At 65.3% G+C, this 17,556-nt stretch carries 17 protein-coding genes; 11 read left to right on the top strand and 6 right to left on the bottom strand.

The features are described from left to right. The first annotated feature begins 20 nt into the window (after positions 1 to 20). The 3 genes from BAMB_RS28345 (at position 21) to BAMB_RS28335 (ending at position 3,453) form a co-directional block, all read left to right on the top strand. Positions 21 to 1,421 (top strand): cytochrome ubiquinol oxidase subunit I, encoded by a 1,401-nt coding sequence (locus tag BAMB_RS28345; protein WP_011660583.1) that lies wholly within the window; start codon positions 21 to 23, stop codon positions 1,419 to 1,421. Positions 1,422 to 1,424: 3 nt separating this feature from the next. Further along, on the top strand, positions 1,425 to 2,432 hold the full coding sequence (cydB, locus tag BAMB_RS28340) for a cytochrome d ubiquinol oxidase subunit II (RefSeq protein WP_011660582.1): 1,008 nt from the start codon (positions 1,425 to 1,427) through the stop codon (positions 2,430 to 2,432). Between the two features lie 100 nt (positions 2,433 to 2,532). Then, positions 2,533 to 3,453, top strand: a complete 921-nt coding sequence (locus tag BAMB_RS28335) for a bestrophin family protein (RefSeq protein WP_011660581.1) — start codon at positions 2,533 to 2,535, stop codon at positions 3,451 to 3,453. A 57-nt stretch (positions 3,454 to 3,510) separates the two neighbouring features. On the opposite strand, the gene BAMB_RS28330 is transcribed toward BAMB_RS28335, so the two are convergent. The 4 genes from BAMB_RS28330 to BAMB_RS35625 form a co-directional block, all read right to left on the bottom strand. Continuing rightward, positions 3,511 to 3,861, bottom strand: coding sequence for a DUF1493 family protein (locus tag BAMB_RS28330; protein WP_011660580.1), 351 nt, complete (start codon positions 3,859 to 3,861; stop codon positions 3,511 to 3,513). Then, positions 3,861 to 4,289: an STM2901 family protein gene (locus BAMB_RS28325; protein ID WP_041491749.1), complete on the bottom strand. Its 429-nt coding sequence runs from the start codon at positions 4,287 to 4,289 to the stop codon at positions 3,861 to 3,863. The genes BAMB_RS28330 and BAMB_RS28325 overlap by 1 nt, the downstream gene beginning before the upstream one ends. A gap of 349 nt (positions 4,290 to 4,638) precedes the next feature. After that, positions 4,639 to 5,652 (bottom strand): tryptophan--tRNA ligase, encoded by a 1,014-nt coding sequence (gene trpS, locus BAMB_RS28320; RefSeq protein ID WP_011660578.1) that lies wholly within the window; start codon positions 5,650 to 5,652, stop codon positions 4,639 to 4,641. Between the two features lie 209 nt (positions 5,653 to 5,861). Continuing rightward, positions 5,862 to 6,017: a hypothetical protein gene (locus BAMB_RS35625; RefSeq protein ID WP_006753127.1), complete on the bottom strand. Its 156-nt coding sequence runs from the start codon at positions 6,015 to 6,017 to the stop codon at positions 5,862 to 5,864. A 312-nt stretch (positions 6,018 to 6,329) separates the two neighbouring features. On the opposite strand from BAMB_RS35625, the gene BAMB_RS28315 reads away from it, so the two are divergent. From BAMB_RS28315 to argE, 7 genes are all read left to right on the top strand, one after another. Further along, positions 6,330 to 7,589: an SEL1-like repeat protein gene (locus tag BAMB_RS28315; protein ID WP_227739214.1), complete on the top strand. Its 1,260-nt coding sequence runs from the start codon at positions 6,330 to 6,332 to the stop codon at positions 7,587 to 7,589. Positions 7,590 to 7,739: 150 nt separating this feature from the next. Further along, complete coding sequence (locus tag BAMB_RS28310; RefSeq protein ID WP_006753129.1) at positions 7,740 to 7,985, top strand: AbrB/MazE/SpoVT family DNA-binding domain-containing protein; 246 nt, start codon at positions 7,740 to 7,742, stop codon at positions 7,983 to 7,985. Next, on the top strand, positions 7,982 to 8,380 hold the full coding sequence (locus tag BAMB_RS28305; protein ID WP_006753130.1) for a PIN domain-containing protein: 399 nt from the start codon (positions 7,982 to 7,984) through the stop codon (positions 8,378 to 8,380). Before BAMB_RS28310 ends, BAMB_RS28305 begins: the two co-directional genes overlap by 4 nt. A 228-nt stretch (positions 8,381 to 8,608) precedes the next feature. Next, on the top strand, positions 8,609 to 9,955 hold the full coding sequence (locus BAMB_RS28300; RefSeq protein ID WP_041491748.1) for a flavin-containing monooxygenase: 1,347 nt from the start codon (positions 8,609 to 8,611) through the stop codon (positions 9,953 to 9,955). A 119-nt stretch (positions 9,956 to 10,074) separates the two neighbouring features. Then, positions 10,075 to 10,512, top strand: coding sequence for a RidA family protein (locus BAMB_RS28295; protein WP_011660575.1), 438 nt, complete (start codon positions 10,075 to 10,077; stop codon positions 10,510 to 10,512). Positions 10,513 to 10,520: 8 nt separating this feature from the next. Further along, complete coding sequence (locus BAMB_RS28290) at positions 10,521 to 11,198, top strand: DUF1028 domain-containing protein (protein ID WP_011660574.1); 678 nt, start codon at positions 10,521 to 10,523, stop codon at positions 11,196 to 11,198. Next, positions 11,191 to 12,354 carry an acetylornithine deacetylase gene (argE, locus tag BAMB_RS28285; RefSeq protein WP_011660573.1) on the top strand — a complete coding sequence of 388 codons (1,164 nt, stop codon included), beginning with the start codon at positions 11,191 to 11,193 and terminating at the stop codon, positions 12,352 to 12,354. The genes BAMB_RS28290 and argE overlap by 8 nt, the downstream gene beginning before the upstream one ends. A 58-nt stretch (positions 12,355 to 12,412) precedes the next feature. Here argE and BAMB_RS28280 read toward each other — a convergent pair whose 3' ends face one another. Further along, the gene (locus tag BAMB_RS28280; RefSeq protein ID WP_041491854.1) at positions 12,413 to 13,336 is read right to left on the bottom strand and encodes a LysR family transcriptional regulator; all 924 of its coding nucleotides are present in this window, start codon (positions 13,334 to 13,336) and stop codon (positions 12,413 to 12,415) included. Positions 13,337 to 13,689: 353 nt separating this feature from the next. Here BAMB_RS28280 and BAMB_RS28275 point away from each other — a divergent pair, with 353 nt between their 5' ends. Next, a complete protein-coding gene (locus BAMB_RS28275; RefSeq protein ID WP_011660571.1) occupies positions 13,690 to 15,111 on the top strand; it encodes a purine-cytosine permease family protein in 1,422 nt (473 codons plus the stop codon). Between the two features lie 136 nt (positions 15,112 to 15,247). Here the strand turns inward: BAMB_RS28275 and BAMB_RS28270 are convergent, their stop codons facing one another. Beyond that, the gene (locus BAMB_RS28270) at positions 15,248 to 17,527 is read right to left on the bottom strand and encodes an FdhF/YdeP family oxidoreductase (RefSeq protein WP_011660570.1); all 2,280 of its coding nucleotides are present in this window, start codon (positions 17,525 to 17,527) and stop codon (positions 15,248 to 15,250) included. Between the last annotated feature and the right edge of the window lie 29 nt (positions 17,528 to 17,556).

Here is a 17,556-nt window from a genome sequence, read left to right as displayed (position 1 = left end):
ACCACGAGCAAATTACGGTCATGGAAATCTTCGATGCGTTCCATCTCGCACGATTGCAATTCGCGTTCACGGTGTCGTTCCACATTGTGTTTCCGGCGATCAGCATCGGCATGGCGAGCTTTCTGGCGGTGCTGGAATGGCGCTATCTCGTCACCGGCGACGCCGCCTATAAATCGATGTTCCAGTTCTGGTCGAAGATCTTCGCGATCGGCTTCGGGATGGGCGTCGTCTCCGGCGTCGTGATGGCCTACGAGTTCGGCACGAACTGGGCGGGCTTCTCGCGCGTCGCGGGCAACATCACCGGCCCGCTGCTCACTTACGAAGTCCTGACGGCCTTCTTCCTCGAAGCCGGCTTCCTCGGCGTGATGCTGTTCGGCTGGCAGCGCGTCAGCCCGCGCGCGCACTTCTTCGCGACGCTGATGGTCGCGGTCGGCACGCTGATCTCGACGTTCTGGATTCTCGCGTCGAACAGCTTCATGCAGACGCCGCAGGGCTACAAGATCGAGAACGGCCTCGTCGTGCCGGTCGACTGGTTCAAGATCATCTTCAACCCGTCGTTCCCGTATCGCCTCGTGCACATGACGATCGCGGCGTTCATCGTCGCGGGCTTCATCGTTGCCGCGTGCGGCGCGTGGCATCTGCTCAAGGGGCGTCGCGACGAGCCCGTGAAGCGCAGCTTCTCGATGGCGCTATGGATGCTGCTGCTGCTCGCGCCGATTCAGATCGTCGTCGGCGACGCGCACGGGCTGAACACGCGCGAATACCAGCCGGCGAAGATCGCGGCGATCGAGGGGCTGTGGGAAACGGAGAAGGGCGGCACCGCGCTGAATCTTGTCGGCCTGCCCGACATGCAGGCAGAAACGACGCGCTATGCGATCCAGGTGCCGCACCTCGGCAGCCTGATCCTCACGCACAGCTGGGACGGCGAGATCCGCGGGCTGAAGGAATTCGCGCCGCAGGACCGCCCGTATTCGCCGATCATTTTCTGGACGTTCCGGATCATGGCCGGCCTCGGGATGCTGATGCTGCTCACCGCGCTGCTCGGGCTGCTGCTGAGAAAGGGCGGGCGCCTGTATGAAACCCGCTGGTTCCAGTGGTTCGTCGTGTGCATGGGGCCGTCGGGCATCATCGCGCTGCTGGCCGGCTGGATCACGACCGAGGTCGGGCGGCAGCCGTGGACCGTGTACGGCGTGCTGCGCACCGTCGATTCGGTCTCCCCGCTTACCGCGCAGCAGGTCGGCGTGTCGCTGCTGGTCTTCGTGGTCGTGTATTTCCTGGTATTCGGAACGGGGATCTATTACATGTTGAACCTGATGAAGCGCGGGCCGGCCGCACACGCCGGGTATATCGAGCTGCACCGGCATCCGGGGCTGCGCAAGAGCGCGCTGTCCACGCCGCTGAACGTCAACGAAGCGGAGTAAGCCATGCAGATCGATCTTCCTGTCGTGTGGGCCGCGATCATCGGCCTCGGCGTGTTCATCTACGTGATGCTGGACGGCTTCGATCTCGGCATCGGGCTGCTGTTTCCGTTCTTCGATGCGAAGGCCGAGCGGCAGGTGATGCTCGACACCGTCGCGCCGGTGTGGGACGGCAACGAGACCTTTCTCGTGCTCGGCGGCGCGGGCCTGTACGGCGCGTTCCCGGTCGTCTACTCGACGTTGCTGCCGGCGAACTACCTGCCGCTGATCCTGATGGTGGTCGGGCTGATCTTCCGCGGCGCCGCGTTCGAGTTGCGCGCGAAGGCGAACCGCACGCAGCACCTGTGGGATCTCGCGTTCATCGGCGGTTCCGCGCTTGCCGCGTTCTGCCAGGGGATCGTGCTCGGTTCGCTGCTGCAGGGCATCCGGATCGTGGACCACCAGTTCGCAGGCGGGCCGTTCGACTGGCTGTCGCCGTTCAGCCTGTTCTGCGGGATCGGCGTGCTCGTCACCTATGCGACGCTCGGCTGCGGCTGGCTGATCCTGAAAGTCGATGGCGAACTGCAGCGCAAGATGCGTGTGCTGATGAAGCCGCTCGCGGGCGTGCTGCTCGCCGTGATGGGCGTGGTCAGCCTGTGGACCGTGATCGGGCTGCCGGCGGTCGCGCACCGCTGGTTCGGCAGCGGCTACCTCGGCTGGTTCCTGCCGGTGCCGATCCTCGTCGCCGCGTGCGTGTGGGGCATCTTTCATACAGTGAAGCGCCAGCACGAGGCGACGCCGTTCCTGCTGACGCTCGCGCTCGTGTTCCTCGGCTACACCGGGCTCGTGATCAGCATCTGGCCGAACATCGTGCCGCCGTCGCTGACGATCTGGGAGGCGTCGTCGAGCCATTCGAGCCAGCTGTTCGCGCTCATCGGCACGGTGATCGTGCTGCCGGTCATTCTCGTGTACAACGCGCTGCAGTACCGCGTGTTCCGCGGCAAGGTGCGCGAGGGCGACATCGGCTATCACTGAGCGATGCACCCGGTATCGCTCCGATAGCGGCCCGCCACGCGCGGGCCGTCGCACATCGGGCGCCGGCATCACGTATTTCCCTGGCAGTCGAGACCACACCATGATCGTCAGACCACGACAAAACTGGCTCAGGATGCTGTTCGTATGGAACGGCTCCGTGCTGCAGTCGATCATTCCGCAACTCGTGTTCATGGCAATCGTCAGCACGCTGGCGGTCTTCACGAACGGGCGCATCTTCGGCGAGAAGATTCCGCTGAACACCGCGCCGTTCACGCTGTTCGGGCTCGCGCTCGCGATCTTCCTCGCGTTTCGCAACAACGCGAGCTTCGAGCGCTTCAAGGAGGCGCGGCTTCTGTGGGGCAACCTGCTGATCGCGGCGCGCACCGTCACGTCGCAATTGCACCGCTACCTGCCCGACAGCGTCGGCGACGCGGAGCGCAACCGGCTCGCCGATCTGCTGATCGCGTTCACGTATGCGCTGAAACATCAGCTGCGTCATACCGATGCGACGCAGGACCTGCAACGCATCCTCGGCGCCGAGCGTGCCGCCGCGTTCGCGCACAAGTGCTACCAGCCCGTCGCGATTCTCGATGAACTGCGCGGCGGGATCGTCCGGGCGCTGGGCCGCGCGCCTGGCGGCGACACGACGTGCTGGATGTTCGATGCGCAACTGGTCGAGCTGGGCCGGGCGGTGGGCGGCTGCGAGCGGATCCTCACCACGCCGATTCCGTTTTCATACAGCGTGCTGCTGCATCGCACTGTCTATGCTTACTGTGTGCTGCTGCCGTTCGGTCTCGTCGATTCGACGGAGTTCTTCACGCCGCTGATCTGCGTATTCATTTCGTACACGCTGATCGCGCTCGAAGCGATCGCGAACGAGGTGGCCGAGCCGTTCGGGCTCGCGCCGAACGCGCTGGCGCTCGACGCGATGGCGCGCACGATCGAACGGTCGGTGCTGGAGCTTGGGGATCGCGCGATGCCGGAGGAATTCGTGCCGGCGTCGACGTACCAGATTACGTAAGCGGCGCGCGAACGAATCGAGATCGGTCGTGCATTTGTCGATGACGGTGCGGGCGTATCAGCTTTTGATCGCCGCCGAGTCCCACACGCCTAGCGATACCGCCTTGCACAGCATGCCGACGGTCAATGCGTCACGTTTGAACGTATGGGGTTTCCTGAGGATGAACTTGCGGACCACGTGATACAGGAACCCCTCGCCTTCCATCAGGAAGTAACGCCCGAAATCGTAGTCGCCACGTTCGACCTCGAAACGGGCGAAGAATCGCTCCATGAAGATGTCGGCGTCGTCTCCGGTTTGTCCGAGATCGTCGGTGAGCGACGTGTCCACGGTAATCTGGCGCTTGCTCGATACCGCAGCTTCCTGGCGCACGAATGCTTCCAGCGCTTCCCAAATGTGGCGGTCGTCCATTACAGAATCCTGTCCTCCGGTTTCGCGATCTGGTTGTACTGGTAAACGGTGTTCCGGACAATATGGAAGGTGTCCTTGGCAAGCAGCACCCAACCGACTCCAGGTATTGTCCGTCCCACAAACACCGCAAGTCGGTGTGTCAGAATTATCCGCAACCGCTTGATGCTATTCAATGTGACGGTCGGTAATACCTTGTGCCTGAATTCATACCGAAATATCGACCGGGACATGACTGATGCAACGGATGTACCTTGAGTCGCGCCGAGCGGCTTGGCTCGGGTGGGAAGAATCGGTAGACCAGACAGAATCAGGATAATTGCTTCCAGATCGTCTATACCTGCTTGTTTGCTGGTTTCATCTACGGCAATCAGGAAGAACAGTTCGATCGGACTCAGGTTGTGCTGGTCCTGGTAGCGATAGGTATTCATTTGGCGCCCTCGGAATGCCGGCGAAGCGAACCGCACGTGCTGTAACGCCCCCGTTCGCCGTAGTTATCGATGGCGGCTCAAGTTAATGAAGTCCTCTTTGCGGGTCAATTTCGCAGGAACGCTCCCTGTGGCGTGGGCGCCGGGACACGAGCCGCCCGAGAGCGACAGGATCGCTGACGCGTGCTGCATGGTGGCGCGCGAACGGCACTGTGGTGCCAGCGAAATCGGCCATTCTCGTTGAAAGGACGGCCGGCGCAAAATGTTTCAAATTGTCGCCGGTCGCGTCCCGTGCCGGCGCTCGTTTTGGAAGCACATGTCGCACGACGGCGATGCCCGCCGCCGTCACCGCTCAATCGAAATACGTGAGCCCCATCGCGCCTTTCACCTCCGCCAGCGTCGCGCCGGCCACCTCGCGCGCATGCAGCGTGCCGCGCTTCAGGATCGCCATCACCTCGGCCTTGTCCGCCTCGAATTCGCGGCGACGCGCACGGATCGGCTCGATCAGCGCCTGCAGCCGCTCGTTCAGCACGCGCTTCACGACGCTGTCGCCGAGGCCGCCGCGGCGATAGTGCGCCTTCAGTTCGTCGACCTTCGACACGTCGGGTTCGAATGCGTCGAGGAACGTGAACACGACGTTGCCCTCGACCTGGCCGGGGTCGCTGACGCGCAGGTGGTTCGGGTCGGTGTACATGTCCTTCACGGCCTGCGCGATCTCGTCGGGCGTCGAGCCGAGCGTGATCGCGTTGCCGAGCGACTTGCTCATCTTCGCCTTGCCGTCGATGCCGGGCAGCCGCGTGACCGCCGAGAGCACGGCCTCGCATTCGACCAGCACCGGCTTGTCGACCGTTGCGTTGAAGCGGCGCACGAGTTCGTTGGTTTGCTCGATCATCGGCAACTGGTCGTCGCCGACGGGCACGTGCGTCGCCTTGAACGCGGTGATGTCGGCGGCCTGGCTGACGGGGTAGGTCAGGAAGCCGGCCGGGATGTCGCGCTCGAAGCCGCGCAGGCGGATCTCTTCCTTGATGGTCGGGTTGCGCTCGAGGCGCGCGACCGTGACGAGGTTCAGCAGGTATTGCGACAGCTCGGCGAGCTCGGGCACCTGCGACTGGACGACGATCGTCGAGATCGCCGGGTCGATGCCGACGGCCAGGTAGTCGAGCGCGACCTCGATCACGTTCTCGGTGACGCGCTGGCGGCGGCCCATGTTGTCGGTCAGCGCCTGCGTGTCGGCGAGCAGCAGGAACTGCGTCGCCTCGTGCTGCATCTGCACGCGCGCGCGCAGCGAGCCGATGTAGTGGCCGAGATGCAGCGGGCCGGTCGTGCGGTCGCCGGTGAGGATGGTCGGACGGGTCGGGTGCGTCATGGTACGGGTTGGCTCCGGGTTATCGAAGCCACCAGCCATGACGTAGGCGCAGAAACGACAATGCCGCCATGGCTGGCGGCATCACGTTCGGGACATGCAAAAGGAAACGGGCCGCCTGGGTCAGGCGCGCCACCAGCGATGCACGTTCGGCGAGGCAGGTTTGATTTCCATGGCGCGAGTATAGCGCAGGGCCCGGGTCGCCGTGCGCGTCAGCGGATCACCGACTCCATCGCGAGGTAGGCGGTTTCGGCGGATGGCCACAGCAGGTACAGCAGGCCGGCCATCAACAGCAGCGCGCCTGCGCGTACCATCGGCGTTCGGTCTTTGCCGCTCAGGGTCATGATGTGCTGCTTCAGTTTCTTCATGCTTGCAGGCGCGACGTGCGCCACTCCAACGGTTGCTGCAACGGCGCCGGGTGGGGCGGCGCCGAGATGCTACGGGGTTCAACGAGAGGCCGGGCCTGCGATTCGGCGCGGCAAGAGGCGCGCGCGGGGGATCGAAAAAGGGAACGATCAGGCGTCCCTGGGCGCATCGCAGACGCGACGCGCATCGTACCAGTTCGGGCGCGGGAGGACAGTCAACAATTGTCGCGTGATGGTCGGATCAAGGGTCATCGCCTAAAATCGGCGCAGCGTTGGCGAGGTGCTTTTTCGGTTCGGCGCCATTGCCGAGGGGCGGTGAAATTACCCGGAACAAGGGCTTGCCGTCCGGGCTTTTGTATCCGCATCCCTGGTGCGCACGCCAGCAGTCCGTTCATTTTTCAGGTATTCGATATCGTGCGAACTCAATTGCATCCGATCGCCGGCGACCGTATCGGCTTGATCCGATGGGCTTGCGTTTTTCTGCTCGTCGGGTGTGCGGCCTGCTCGCGCAACGATGCGCTGCCCCGCAACATGTCGCTGACTGCCTTCAACCCTCATCGCGCCGCATTCGAGTGCAAGCATGAAGCCGACGTCGTTCCGCCGACCGATCAGGACGCGGATCGATGGAACCGGCAAGCGATGGCGCTCACCAGTTCGCTGCTGTGGCCGAACCAGCGCGACTACAAGGGCGCTGTCGATCTATGGACGAAGGCCGCCGAGCGCAAGCACTGGAAGGCGATGTTGAATCTGGCGAATGCGTACGCTCAGGGCGATGGCGTGGATCGAGATTCGGAACGTGCCGTGCAGATTGTCGAGCAGGCAATGAAACTCGGCGTACCTGCGGCCTATGACCTGATGGGCACGTATTACATGAACGGGACGGGCGTGAAGCAGGACGCGAGCCGCGCGTATGGGTTCCGGCAACTTGCTGCCGATATGGGCAACCCGAATGCGATGGCATATCTGGGCGGCAAGATGGATGCCGTGTATGACGATCCCAAAGCGGGATTCTGGGGTAATCGCAAGATTGCGCTTCAGATGCTCGAGTGTGGATTTGCGCAGGGGAATGGAGATGCAGCGTATGCGCTCGGGACAACACTCGTTGGGTCCGACAAGTCGCTAGGCGAAGACAGCGAACGCGCCCTCAGAATTCTGCATGACGGGGTGAAGTACGGCAGCGCTAGGAGTGCAGCGTATTTGTTCGGCGCGTTCGATGATGGTGATCCGGTGGCCGGTAACGCAAAGGATCGCGCCCGTGCCGAGCGCTACATCATTCTCGCCGACCGTCTCGAGCGCGATCCGGACCTTCGTCTGCCGAACCTGGACAAGGTATTGCCGCTGCCGCCGGCCAGACTGCCGAAGTGGAATGGCGACAAGAAGACGTTGATCGATGCGGCTAAGGCTGTGATATCGGTGCCCGTGCCGCCTTCCAAACCCGCCATGCATCCGGTCTCGCTGCGTACCGGTCGTGCGCATGTGCCCGATGGCTACATGTTGCCGGAGAAGCCGCACGTCACAGTGCCTCCGGGGCACACGCGCGTGCCCGGTGACGGGGCATCTGGCAGGCCAGCATGACAGAGAACCATCCTCGGGCCGCGACGTTCAATCAGTGGTACAGCCACGCCAATGTCGCACAGCGTGATGCCTTCCCCATCCGCGGGACATGCACCATCCTTGCTTTTCGGTTCGCCTTACCTTAAAGTAAGGAATATCGGAGGAATCACCATGACAGCAGCAACTATCACTTCCAAGGGCCAGGTCACGATCCCTGTGGACGTCCGCAATCAGCTTGGCCTTGCGTCGGGAGACCGGATTGAATTCAGTTTCAACGAGACGACCGGCCGGTATGAGATCTACCCGGCCACGCGTTCGCTCGCGTCGCTCAAGGGCATCGTGAAGAAGCCCGCCAAACCGGTGTCGATCGAAGACATGAATCGGGCCATCGCCGAGCAGGGAGCATCCGCGCGATGATCGGACTGGATACGAACGTGCTGGTCCGCTACTTTGCCCAGGACGACGTCGTTCAGTCGAAGAAGGCGACGGCATTGATGGAGTCCCTGTCGGCCGAATCGCCGGGGTACGTTTCGCAGGTCGCATTGGTCGAGGTCGTTTGGGTGCTCGGGCGCTGCTACGGCGTTGAGCGAGAGCAGATGAAGGACATCATCGACTCGATGATCGGCACCAAGGAGTTGATGGTTGAAGGCGCGGACACGGTGCGAAAGGCACTTCGCGTTTTCGCTGCATCCGCGAAGGCGGATTTCGCGGACTGCCTGATCGAGCGTTCAGGGCATGTAGCCGGCAGCGAGTACACGGCTACTTTCGATGTGACAGCGTCGAAGGTCGCAGGGATGCAGTTGATCAAGTAATCATGCAAAAGCACAAGATCATAGAGGCGCGAGGCCACTTCGGACACACGCGCCCCCGGAGGCTGTTCGCTCGTCATTCCAACCCCGCCTCACCACCCCCAGCTTTTTTCTCGTCAACAACGACAAAAATGATCGTTTCGCCTTAGGCAGCCTGTCAGCAGAATGTCTCCATTCCCCCTCGCGCGACGACCCGAGCATCGCAGCGAGCCGCACTTCAAGGAGACAGCCGTGGCAGTGGAAACAACCTCAATCGATACGCTGGTCGTCGGTGCCGGCCAGGCCGGCGTGGCCATGAGCGAGCACCTGGGCAAGCTCGGCGTGCCGCATCTCGTGCTGGAGCGCGACCGCATCGCCGAGCGCTGGCGCACCGGGCGCTGGGATTCGCTGGTCGCGAACGGCCCCGCGTGGCACGACCGCTTTCCGGGGCTCGAATTCGATGGCCTCGATCCCGATGCGTTCGCAACGAAAGACCAGGTCGCCGACTACTTCGAAGCCTACGCGCGCAAGTTCAGCGCGCCGATCCGCACCGGCGTCGAAGTGAAAAACGTCGTGCGCAACACAGGCAAGCCGGGCTTCATCGTCGAAACGTCGGACGGCACGATCGAGGCGAACCGCGTGGTCGTCGCGACGGGGCCGTTCCAGCGTCCTGTCATTCCGCCGATCGCGCCGGACGATGCCGGCCTCGTGCAGATCCATTCCGCCGACTATCGCAACCCGGCGCAATTGCCGGACGGCGCGGTGCTGGTGGTCGGCGCGGGTTCGTCGGGCGTGCAGATCGCCGACGAACTGCAGCGCGCGGGCCGGCAGGTCTACCTGTCGGTCGGCCCGCACGATCGTCCGCCGCGCGCCTATCGCGGCCGCGACTTCTGCTGGTGGCTCGGCGTGCTCGGCGAATGGGACAAGGAAGTCGCGACGCCCGGCCGCGAACACGTGACGATCGCGGTGAGCGGCGCGCGCGGCGGCCACACGGTCGATTTCCGCGCCCTCGCGCACCAGGGCGTGACGCTCGTGGGGCTGACGAAGGCATTCGACGGCGGCGTCGCGACGTTCGAAAGCGATCTCGCGAGCAATCTCGCTCGCGGTGACGAGAACTACCTGTCGCTGCTCGACGCGGCCGACGCCTATGCGGCGCGCAACGGCCTCGACCTGCCCGAGGAACCGGAAGCACGCCGCATCCTGCCGAATCCGGACTGCGTCACGCAGCCGATCCTCGCACTCGACCTGGCCGCCGCAGGCGTCACGTCGATCGTCTGGGCGACGGGCTACGCGCTCGACTACAGCTGGCTGAACGTCGACGCGTTCGCCGCGAACGGCAAGCCGCAGCACCAGCGCGGCGTGTCGAAGGAGCCGGGCATCTATTTCCTCGGCCTGCCGTGGCTGTCGCGACGCGGCTCCAGCTTCATCTGGGGCGTGTGGCACGACGCGAAACACATCGCCGACCACATCGTCACGCAGCGCAAGTACCTCGACTATCACGACGCGTCGCAACGCCGCGCGCAAACGCGCACCGGGCACGGCGACACGGCACGCACCGCGCAGGCCGATGCCCGCCCGCTGGTCGACGCGATCGGCTGATACGGATTCGGCATCCTCGCTGCGACCCGCACCCACGAACACCCATCAGCACCCGCCGCACCGCGATCGTGACCGTTTCCCGCGCGACGGGTGCACACACCGACCTTCGAAGGACCTCGATGAGCCAGCCTACCCATACCCGTATCCGCATGTTCAATACGAAGGATACCTACCCGAATCAGACGCTCGACAACGACCTGTGCCAGGCTGTGCGCGCCGGCAACACCGTCTACGTGCGCGGCCAGGTCGGCACCGATTTTGACGGCAACCTGGTCGGCCTCGGCGATCCGCGCGCCCAGGCCGAGCAGGCGATGAAGAACGTGAAGCAACTGCTCGAGGAAGCCGGCAGCGACATCACGCATATCGTGAAGACGACGACCTACCTGATCGACCCGCGCTATCGCGAGCCGGTGTACCAGGAAGTCGGTAAGTGGCTGAAGGGCGTCTATCCGATCTCGACGGGGCTCGTCGTCTCGGCGCTCGGCCAGCCGCAGTGGCTGATGGAGATCGACGTGATCGCGGTGATCCCGGACAACTGGCAGCCGAACCGCGCATAGGAGGCGACATGACTTTCTCCATCGTCGGGCGCTGCCCGGAAACGGGCCAGCTCGGAATCGCGATCAGCTCGTCGAGCATCGCGGTGGGGGCGCGCTGCCCGTGGGTGCGGGCGGGCGTCGGCGCGGTCGCGACGCAGAACATCACGCTGCCGGCGCTCGGCCCGCAGATTCTCGACCTGATCGAGCACCAGCAGCTCGCGCCCGCCGCCGCGCTCGACCGCGCGCTCAGCGCGAACGGCTGGAGCCAGTACCGGCAGGTCACGGTGATCGACGGGCAAGGGCAGACGGCGTGCTTCACCGGAAAGGAGGCGCTCGGCACGCACCATGCGGTGCGGGGCGAGCAATGCGTGGCAGCCGGCAATCTGCTGTCCGCGCCGGCCGTGATCGAGGCGATGGCGCGCGCGTTCGAGCAGGCGCCCGGGCTGCTGGCCGATCGCCTGCTGGCCGCGATGCACGCGGCGATGGCGGCGGGCGGCGAGGCGGGGCCGGTGCATTCGGCCGCGCTGAAGGTGGCCGGCGACGTGACCTGGCCGATCGTCGACCTGCGCGTCGACTGGGCCGACGCCGATCCGATCGGGCAGCTGGACACACTGTGGCAGGCCTATCGCCCGCAGATGCAGGATTACCAGACGCGCGCGCTGAACCCGACCGCCGCGCCGAGCTACGGAGTGCCCGGCGATGAGTGACACGTCGAGCCGCGCATTGCTCGCGCGGCTGATCGGCTTCGCGACGGTCAGCCGCGATTCGAACCTCGCGATGATCGATTTCATCCGCGACTACCTCGACGGCTTCGGTGTTTCGAGCGAGCTGTTCTACAACGCGGAGCGCACGAAGGCGAGCCTGTACGCGACGATCGGGCCGCGCGATCGCGGCGGCATCGCGCTGTCGGGCCATACCGACGTGGTGCCGGTCGACGGACAGGCGTGGACGGTCGAGCCATTCCGGCTGACCGAGCGCGACGGCCGGCTGTACGGGCGCGGCACGGCCGACATGAAAGGCTTCATCGCGTCGGTGCTCGCGGCCGTGCCGGCATTCGTGTCACGGCCGTTGAACCTGCCCGTGCACCTCGCGTTCTCGTACGACGAGGAAGTCGGTTGTCTGGGCGTGCGGCCGATGCTCGACGCACTGGCGACGCGCGAGCACCGGCCGCGCCTGTGCCTGATCGGCGAGCCGACCGAACTGAAACCGGTGCTCGGTCACAAGGGCAAGCTCGCGATGCGCTGCCACGTGAAGGGCGCCGCGTGCCACTCGGCGTACGCGCCGCTCGGCGTCAACGCGATCGACTACGCGGCGAAGCTGATCGGCCGGCTCGGCGAGATCGGCGCGTCGCTCGCGCGGCCGGAGCATCACGACAGCCGCTTCGATCCGCCGTTCTCGACCGTGCAGACCGGATTGATCAAGGGCGGCCGCGCGCTGAATATCGTGCCGGCCGAATGCGAGTTCGATTTCGAGGTGCGGGCGCTGCCCGCGTTCGATGCGCACGACGTGCCGAGGAAGCTGCAGGATTATGCGGAATCCGAACTGTTGCCGACGATGCGCGCGGTGCAGCCCGATACCGACATCCGTCTGCAGCCGCTCGGCGCGTATCCGGGGCTCGCCACTTCGCCGGACAGCGAAGCCGCGCGGCTGCTCGCGATGCTGAGCGGTTCCGACGCGTTCGGCACCGTCGCATTCGGCACCGAGGCCGGGCTGTTCGGGCAGGCCGGCATTCCGACGGTGGTGTGCGGGCCGGGCAGCATGGACCAGGGGCACAAGCCCGACGAGTTCGTCACGCTCGAACAACTGCACGGATGCGACGCGATGCTCGGCCGTCTCGCGACGTATCTCGCTTCGGCCAGTTGATTGGGCGGTCCAGCATGCCGCACGCGGCCGTTCGGCGGCGCGTGCGGTTCCTTCGTTGCTATCGCGCCGATTCCGCGACGATCTGCGCAAGCCGCTCGCGGCAGAACTCGACGAACGACTGCGCCTGCTTCGTGAGCTGCCCGCGCTTCAGCCGCGCACTCACGAGCCCCGACGGACTCACCGTTTCGCTCAGGCCGATCGTCACGACGCGCCGGCCGTCGTACGTGTATTCGGAATGCGGGCGCGTGACGAGCAGCGAGAAGCCGAACCCCTGGCCGACCATCCCGCGCACCATCTCGATCGAGGGCGAAGCGAACACGATGTTCGGCGTGAGCCCGAGCGCGTGAAACAGGCTGACGAAATACGTGCGGCTCGGCAGCACGTCGAGCAGGATCATCGGCTCGACGCTGAGCTCGTGCAGCGATACGTGCGACTGGCCCGCGAACCGGTGGTTCTCCGGCAGCAGCACGTACGGCTGCTGCGCTGGCATCAGCGGCTCGGTCTCGATCGTGCCGTCGAGGTCGTGGTCGTAGAGGAACGCGAGATCGAAGGTGCCGGCCGTCAGGCCCTGCACGAGTTCTTGCTGGTCGCCGTCGCGCAGCCTGATGTTGACGCCCGGATAGCGTTCGCGAAAGCCCGCGATCAACTGCGGCAGGTAGAGCGGCGCGACGGTCTCGAAGCAGCCGATATCGATCTGCCCGCTGATCACGTCGTTGTCGGCGAGCGCGTTCTGCTCGAACTCGTGCGCGATGCGCAGCAGCTCCTGCGCCTTCCGGTAGAAACGCGTGCCGCTCGGCGTGAGCGACACGCCCTGCGCGTGGTGGCGGATGAACAGCTTCACGCCGAAGCTTTCCTCGAGCCCCTTGATCGCGCTGGAGATCGACGGCTGCGCGATGAAGAGCTGGCGCGACGCCTCGGCGACGCTGCCGGATTCCACCGTCGTCACGAAATATTTCAGTTGCCGCAAAGTGTAGTGAGCCACGAGCACCTCTGATGCCTGCCCCGCGCGCGTGCCGCCGCGGGGCGTGTTCTGTCCGCTGTTTTGCGTAGCACCTTACCCGAAGACGCCCGGCGCCGGAATTTCCGCTGCAGAGCTTTTTCGTATGTCCCGAAAATATTTTTAGTATTTTCCGGTCGCCGCATGCGTGGCGCACCATCGTCTGCAATCCGGATCGCGACAAAAGCGCGCATGCGCCGGCGGGGCAGGTCATCCGCCTCCGCCCGCATGCGGCACACCGTTGCCCGCGTATCCGGACCCGATTGCAGGCGCGCGCATCGTCGCGCGCCGGCGGAAACGGCACGCGCGCCTCGCCGCGCAGGACAGGAGACTTAGCCATGACGACCGCGGATCGCAACGCGTCCCCCATGATAGAGAAACACACGATCGGCTACGTGCCGCCCGCAGACCGCCACGGCAAGGTGCGCGACCTGTTCACGCTCTGGTTCGGCGGCAACATCGCGCCGCTGCCGATCGTGACCGGCGCGCTCGGCGTGCAGATCTTTCACCTGAACCTGATGTGGGGGATCGTCGCGATCGTCGTCGGCCAGGCGGTCGGCGGCGTGCTGATGGCGCTGCATTCGGCGCAGGGGCCGCAGATGGGCATTCCGCAGATGATCCAGAGCCGCGCGCAGTTCGGCTCGTGGGGCGCGCTGCTCGTCACGGTGATCGCGGCGGTGATGTACGTCGGCTTCTTCGCATCGAACATCGTGCTGGCCGGCAAGTCGGTGCACGGCATCGCGTCGTCGGTGCCGGTGCCCGTGGGCATCGTGATCGGCGCAGTGGGCTCGGGGCTGATCGGGATCGTCGGCTACCGGTTCATCCACATCCTGAACCGGATCGGCACGTGGGTGCTCGGCATCGGCATTCTCGTCGGCTTCTGGATGATCCTGTCGAACGTAAACACTACCGATTTCCTCACGCGCGGCGGCTTCGACTTCGCCGGGTGGCTCGCCACGGTGTCGCTGTCCGCGCTGTGGCAGATCGCGTTCGCGCCGTACGTGTCGGACTATTCGCGCTACTTGCCGGAAGACGTCGGCGTCGCGTCGACGTTCTGGGCGACCTATCTCGGCTGCACGATCGGCTCGACGCTCGCGTTCATCTTCGGGGCGGTCGCGGTGCTCGCGGTGCCGGCCGGCCCGGACACGATGGACGCGGTCAAGCAGGCGACGGGCCCGCTCGGCCCGCTGATGCTGCTGCTGTTCCTGCTGAGCGTGATCAGCCACAACGCGCTGAACCTGTACGGCGCGGTGCTCGCGGTCATCACGTCGGTGCAGACCTTCGCATACCGATGGATTCCGACCGCGAAGACGCGCGCGGTGGTGTCGGTGGTGATCTTCGTCGCGTGCTGCTATGCGGCGATCGGCGCGTCGACCAACTTCGTCGGCAATCTCGTCGATCTCGTGCTCGCGCTGCTCGTCGTGCTGGTGCCGTGGACGGCGATCAACCTGATCGACTTCTACGTGATCCACAAGGGCAAGTACGACATCCAGTCGATCTTCATGGCGGACGGCGGCGTGTACGGCCGCTTCAATCCGCAGGCGCTGCTCGCGTATGCGATCGGGATCGCCGTGCAGATTCCGTTCATGAACACGCCGATGTATGCGGGGCCGATTCCCGCGCATCTCGGCGGCGCCGACCTGTCTTGGCTCGTCGGGCTGGTGCTGACGTCGCCGCTGTACTACTGGCTCGCGACGCGCGACAGCGCGTACCGGCGCCGGCAGACGGGCGCGCAGCTGCCGTCGTCGGCGGCGCGGTAAGCGGATCGTCGTGCGACGCGATCAACGAAAACGGCCGCCGCATCGATAGCGATGCGGCGGCCGCGAGAGGAGAGGGTGGGGCGATGCGCGGGCGTGTCCTATCGAGCCGTGCGTCGCCAGCCTGCTTACCCGCGGGTCAGACGACCGCCGAGCGTGCGACGCGCACCGGCACCGACTTGTACGACGGCGTGCCGCTTTCCTTGTCGATGTAGTCGAGCGGCACGAGCACGTTCGCTTCCGGGTAATACGCGCCGACCGATCCCGGCGCGATGTCGTACTCGATCGCGGTGATCTTCTCGAGGCGCAGCGTGCGGCCCGACGCGGTGGCCGTCTCGATGTCGACGAGGTCGCCGTGTTCGAGCCCGTACTTCGCGAGGTCCGCCGCGTTCATGAACAGCACGTCGCGTCGGCCGAACACGCCGCGATAGCGGTCGTCGAGCCCATAGATCGTCGTGTTGTACTGATCGTGGCTGCGCAGCGTGATCAGCCGCAGCACCTGCTCGGCGCCGAGCACGTCCGCGTCTTCCTTCACGCCCTTGTAGATCGAGAACATCGCCTTGCCGGTGGCCGTGGGCCATACGCGCTCGGTCGGCGGCAGCGGCAGGCGGAAGCCGCCCGGCGTGCGGATGCGCTCGTTGAACGCCTCGAAGCCGGCCACCGTGCGGTCGATCAGGTCGCGGATGCGGTCGTAGTCGGCGATCAGGTCGAGCCACGCGACCTTGCTGGCCGGCAGCGTCGCGTGGGCGATTCCGGCGACGATCGCGGGCTCGGAGCGCAGTTGGTCCGACGCCGGCTTCAGCTTGCCGGCCGACGCGTGGACCATCGACATCGAATCCTCGACGGTGATCGACTGCCGGCCGCTCGCCTGCATGTCGAGCTCGGTGCGGCCGAGCACGGGCAGGATGTAGGTCTCCTTCGCGACGAGCAGGTGCGAGCGGTTCAGCTTCGTGCCGAGATGCACGCTGAGATCGAGCTTCGCCATCGCGGGGAACGACTGCTCGGGATCGGGCAGCGCGACCGCGAAGTTGCCGCCCAAGCACAGCAGCGCCTTGGCCTGGCCGTCGATCATCGCCTGCATCGCCTGCACGGCATCGTGTCCGTGCTGCGCGGGCGGCTTGAAGCCGCACACGTCCTCGATCTTCTGCAGGAACTCGGCCGACGGCTTCTCGGTGATGCCGACCGTGCGGTTACCTTGCACGTTCGAGTGGCCGCGCAGCGGGCACACGCCCGCGCCGGGCTTACCGATGTTGCCGCGCATCAGCAGCAGGTCGGCGATCAGGCGCACGGTGGCGGTGCCCTTGTTGTGCTGCGTGACGCCCATCCCGTACGTGACGATCGTCGCGTTCGACTTCGCATACGCGAGCGCGACCTGTTCGAGCTGCGCCTGGCTCAAGCCGCTCGCGCGCTCGATGTCGTCCCACGACGTGGCCTCCAGGTCGGCACTGAACGCGTCGAAGCCGCTCGTGTGCTGCGCGATGAAATCCTTGTCGAGCACGTCGCCGCGCTCGGCCTCGAGCTGCAGCAGCGCCTTCATGATGCCCTTCAGCGCGGCCGCGTCGCCGCCCGCGTCGACCTGGTAGTACGTCGACGCGATGCGCGTCGAGCCGAACGACGCCATCTCGATCATGTCCTGCGGATCCGCGAAGCGTTCGAGCGCGCGCTCGCGCAGCGGATTGAACACGATGATCGGCACGTTGCGGCGCGCGCACTCGTGCAGCGTGCCCATCATCCGCGGGTGGTTGGTGCCGGGGTTGTGGCCGATCGAGATGATCAGCTCGCAGTGGTCGAAATCCTCGAGCGACACCGTGCCTTTGCCGATCCCGATCGACTGCGGCAGGCCGACGCTGGTCGGCTCGTGGCACATGTTCGAGCAGTCGGGGAAGTTGTTGGTGCCGAGCTCGCGCGCGAACAGTTGATACAGGTAGGCGGCTTCGTTCGACGCGCGGCCCGACGTGTAGAACTCGACCTGCTCGGGCGGCAGCGCGCGCAGCACCTCGCCGATGCGCGCGAACGCATCGTCCCATTCGACCGCGCGGAACGTGTCGGTCGCACGATCGTAGACGAGCGGATGCGTGAGCCGGCCCATGTTCTCCAGCTCGTAGTCGGACATCCGCAGCAGCGACGATACGGGGTTCGCCGCGAAGAACTCGGGCGTCACGCGCTTGGTGGTCGCTTCCCACGTGACGGCCTTCGCGCCGTTCTCGCAGAACTGGAACGTCGACTTGTGTTCCTTGTCGGGCCACGCGCAGCCGGGACAGTCGAAACCGTCGGGCTGGTTGGTCCGCATCAGCACGATCGGCGCCTCGATGGTTTCCATCTGCGTGCGCACGGCATCGGCTGTCGCGCGAAGCGCGCCCCAACCGCCGGCGGGCCCATCGTACTTCCTGATGCCTGGCACTTCGCGTCGATTTGTCATGTGAATCTCCATCAGCAGGCCCGCTGCGG

It is taken from the genome of Burkholderia ambifaria AMMD, assembly GCF_000203915.1.
GTDB classification, from domain to species: Bacteria; Pseudomonadota; Gammaproteobacteria; order Burkholderiales; family Burkholderiaceae; genus Burkholderia; species Burkholderia ambifaria.
Note: the sequence above shows the minus strand (reverse complement) of the source record. Positions and strands in the feature narration are given on the sequence as shown.